This is a genomic window from Ligaoa zhengdingensis (genome assembly GCF_014384885.1).
GTDB lineage: Bacteria > Bacillota > Clostridia > Oscillospirales > Ruminococcaceae > Ligaoa > Ligaoa zhengdingensis.
This window is the reverse complement of record NZ_JACRST010000058.1, coordinates 1-3,551: the sequence shown is the minus strand read 5'-3', so window position 1 is coordinate 3,551 and position 3,551 is coordinate 1. Positions and strand designations below refer to the sequence as shown.

The 3,551-nt window shown below is 51.6% G+C and carries 6 protein-coding genes; all 6 read left to right on the top strand.

The window, feature by feature from the left end:
* Window positions 1-258: M78 family metallopeptidase domain-containing protein (locus H8711_RS13350; protein ID WP_249283846.1), on the top strand; the 258-nt coding region annotated here is incomplete at its 5' end.
* 24 nt (window positions 259-282) lie between these two features.
* On the top strand, window positions 283-1,107 hold the full coding sequence (locus tag H8711_RS13345; protein WP_118564772.1) for a hypothetical protein: 825 nt from the start codon (window positions 283-285) through the stop codon (window positions 1,105-1,107).
* 33 nt (window positions 1,108-1,140) lie between these two features.
* Window positions 1,141-1,449 carry a carboxylate--amine ligase gene (locus tag H8711_RS13340; protein ID WP_118564773.1) on the top strand — a complete coding sequence of 103 codons (309 nt, stop codon included), beginning with the start codon at window positions 1,141-1,143 and terminating at the stop codon, window positions 1,447-1,449.
* Window positions 1,446-2,435 carry a YecA/YgfB family protein gene (locus H8711_RS14090; RefSeq protein ID WP_283245965.1) on the top strand — a complete coding sequence of 330 codons (990 nt, stop codon included), beginning with the start codon at window positions 1,446-1,448 and terminating at the stop codon, window positions 2,433-2,435. The genes H8711_RS13340 and H8711_RS14090 overlap by 4 nt, the downstream gene beginning before the upstream one ends.
* Window positions 2,432-2,857 carry a UPF0158 family protein gene (locus tag H8711_RS13330; protein WP_249283845.1) on the top strand — a complete coding sequence of 142 codons (426 nt, stop codon included), beginning with the start codon at window positions 2,432-2,434 and terminating at the stop codon, window positions 2,855-2,857. The genes H8711_RS14090 and H8711_RS13330 overlap by 4 nt, the downstream gene beginning before the upstream one ends.
* Entirely contained in the window at window positions 2,854-3,543 is a 690-nt protein-coding gene (locus H8711_RS13325; protein ID WP_249283844.1) for an AlkZ-related protein, read from the top strand. Before H8711_RS13330 ends, H8711_RS13325 begins: the two co-directional genes overlap by 4 nt.
* Window positions 3,544-3,551 lie beyond the last annotated feature (8 nt).

Genomic DNA, 3,551 nt, shown 5'->3' with positions numbered 1-3,551 from the left:
GAGTTCGTGCTGTTCGATATGCGCACAAAACACGAATATGAGGCGAATGCGTTTGCCTCACACCTGATCATTGACGATGATGAGCTGATTGACCTGATGAAGCAGGACTACGATGTGGTTCAGCTGTCTGCTGCAATGGGGACAAACATCAACCTGATGCTGATCAAGCTCAACGAGCTGAACCGCATGGGCTGGCAGCTCAACTTGCCGTATGTACCGCACTCTGACTTCCTGAAAAATGTCAGACCGGAGGGATGAATGAGGATGAAGGATCGTAATTAGATGAACAACAACGACTACAAAGAAGTCCTTTTCTATGCCGCTTCAATCTTTAACGAGCGCATGGGAACGGAGTTCAGCGAGGACAATCTTGTGCTGCGCTGCTTTCAAACGGAAAATCAGCACGAATCGTTTGAGCAGTTCTGCCAGCAGTATTTCCCGGATCGCCTGACAGACCGATACAAAGAGGATGGCTATTTCGACTTTCACGCCTCCGCCTTCGTCGGCAAGGGAGACGGCGTTGACGGAATCCTGCTGCGGACAGACATTGCGCGTCATCCGGCAGTGTTGAAGCACATTCTTCTGCATGAGCTGGCGCATATTTTCTGCACCCGCAACGAGCTTGACGGAGATAATTTCTATGAGCGATACTGCATGGACGATACCATCAGCCACGAAGAGGACGGAATCATTAACGCCGGATATGCGATCTGGCGAGAACTCGCTGCGGAGCTAATTGCATTTGAGATGGATGACAACTGTGATATGATTCCGCTCCGACGCAAGAAAGACCTTCTCAGCTATTACGAAGGAGAACTCCTGACCGGCAACGGAAAAATGGGTGTCAGCATGATTCTCTGCGAGGCAATGACCAGTGCTGAGGGCGAAGCGTCCATGACATGGGACGCTGCCAAAAGCAAGTTTGCACGGTTCAAGCCCTTTGATGATCCGTTGTACATGGACTTGCTGGGCTTGGTTTTTACACACGTTAGGGAATGCTTTATCGAGATTGACCGCGACTTTATTTATGAAATTGGAGTGTTGTATCTAAGCATTGCCGCGCAAGCGATGATTGCGTCCCTAAAGAACAGATTTCAGGAAGAATAGGCAAACCGATAGAGAGAAAGGACGGGCAATGATATGAAATACAAGCTTTTTCGCTCCCCCGGTGATCTGGACAAGGCAGTCCGGAAGCACGAACTGGTTGCCGTGGAAACCGGCAAGAGCATTGATGATGTGGCGGACGCGCTTATCCGTGCCGTTCGAGACGATCTCGCGGAAATGCCGGAGTATGCGCACTGCGAGACTGCCGCCTATGCACCGGAGCCGATCAAGTCGTTTCGCCGGGTGAGGCGTTACCGGTATGAGATGATGGGTATTGTCTACCCGAAGTACGCCGAAGAGAACGTCCTGATTGACTACGGAATTATTGAGGAAGAAGAGTCGTGAGCAAGGAACAGTACATTGAGTTTCCGGAGGAATACACACGCCGGGAGCTGAACGCCCGGTATCGGGAAATCCCGCTGAAGGACACGACCTCGCGCCTTCTGCGCAAATATTTCAATGCAATGGCAAATCTCTACGGTATCATCCCGCTGCACAAGGCAAAGGAGATTGTCTTCTCCCTCAGCCCGAAGCTGGTAACGGAAGATGAATTTCTTGCCTTTGCAGAGATCGCCCGTCATGAGTGCGAGGGCTACTACATTCTGGGCGGAGATGAGCTTTACACAGATGTCAAGCATACAAAGCCCCTTGACCGTGAGATCATTGATGTCACACTGATTGAGGAGTCCATTGACCTTTTCATGGAGACGAAGCGCAGCCAACAGAAAAAGCCTTACTATGTGCCTGACAAGAAGCACCTGCTGGAATACGATGATCCCTTCTACTGCGAGGACACTCCGGAAAAGGCTGCGCTCCGCCGTTTCATGGAAGAACGGGTTGGTCTGAGCGGTGACAAACTGGAAGACGCCTTTGACGATCTTCTCTACGGCGTCCGGTCTGTTTCGAGCAGTGTGGAGGGCGTTCTAAGTCACTTCGATAAAAGGAACATCCGCTTCCGGTCTGATCGGGACATGAATCGGTTTGTTGAACTTTACAGCAAATTCAGCAATACGACGCGGATGCCCTGCAACCGTGGCTACACACCGGATGAAATGATGCAGATGACGCCACCGGAGGAACGCTTCAAGTCGCTCTCTCTTGGTCCGAACATCCGAAAATCCCTCCAAACCGGCGAAATGGACATTGAGGACTTCCGCAAGCAGATCCTCACAATGGAGCTGCCCAGCGAGGCAATGCGCTTTGACCTTCTGAAACAGCTTGCAGACATCAAGCCCTCCGCTCCCCAGCCGGAGAAGCAGAAGAAGGTCGGGCGCAACGATCCCTGTCCGTGCGGCAGCGGGAAGAAATACAAGAGGTGCTGCGGAAAATGACGATCCCATTAAAACAGGTCATTCAGGCAATCGAGGAAGCAAATGAAGTCTTCACGAGCTTCTGGGACGCAAAGATCGGGAAGACCGTTTATCTTGCCGATCCAGTGATGACTGATTTGACGGAGGAAGACAAAGCTCTTGCTGCTGAAATGGAAAATACGCCGGAGAGGTTTCTTCGCTTTCCGACCAAGTATGAGATTCATCAATACCGCATCATGGAGGATTTCATTGATCAGATCTCTCCCGGAAAGGCGCAGGAGGAACTTGCCTATGCTATCCGGGGAAAAGGCGCGTTCCGCCGATTCAAACAGTCTGTGCGCTATCACGGGCTGGAACAGCACTGGTATGACTATTTAGCGGAGGCGTACCGGGAGCTTGCGATCCGCTGGTGCGCAGAGGAAGGCTTGGAGTACACTGAATGAAAGAGAACGAGAAAAAGACATTGCTGCGGAGCAGTGATGATCTGATTGCCGCCGTCGAGCAATACGGCTTTCTGCCCTTCTTTCGGAACGAGATTCACGGCTTCTCCATCAAGGAACTTTGCCCACCTGAGTTATGGTTTGCGGATGATGTAGATGGTCCGTGGGAATGGAAAGGACCGGCTGCGCGGAGCGGCAAATGTCTCTACGGCAAGCTTTTCAACAAGAAGGCTGGCTTTGTGAGCCGAGAGTGGATACCGGACTTCGCAAACTTCCGGCGTGACGGCTATGACTTTGACGCCCGTTGGGATGACGGCTTGGCGTCCTACAAGGACAAGGAGATTTACGAAGCCATAGCCGGTGAAGGCAGGATGCTTTCCAAACGGCTGAAAGAGGCTCTGAACTACCACAAGGGCGGCAACACCGGCTTTGAGACGTGTATCACAAGACTGCAAATGCAGAGCTATGTCTGCATTGCGGATTTCGTCTATATGCAGGACAGGTACGGAAGACCTTATGGCTGGGGTGTAGCAGAATATGCGACGCCGGAAGAGCTTTTCGGGTACGACTTTATCACATCCGCCTATCAGCGAGACCCGCAGGAATCCAAAGAGCGCATTCTAAAACATCTGCAATCACGTCTGCCTAACGCGACCGAAATGCAGCTTGAGAAAATCATAAAGGGGTAACGCAATGG

Excerpts from the sequence above, each read along its gene's own strand:
- H8711_RS13345 (WP_118564772.1), top strand. The coding sequence starts at position 283 with ATGAACAACAACGACTACAAAGAAGTCCTTTTCTATGCCGCTTCAATC.
- H8711_RS13340 (WP_118564773.1), top strand. The coding sequence starts at position 1,141 with ATGAAATACAAGCTTTTTCGCTCCCCCGGTGATCTGGACAAGGCAGTC.
- H8711_RS13330 (WP_249283845.1), top strand. The coding sequence starts at position 2,432 with ATGACGATCCCATTAAAACAGGTCATTCAGGCAATCGAGGAAGCAAAT.
- H8711_RS13325 (WP_249283844.1), top strand. The coding sequence starts at position 2,854 with ATGAAAGAGAACGAGAAAAAGACATTGCTGCGGAGCAGTGATGATCTG.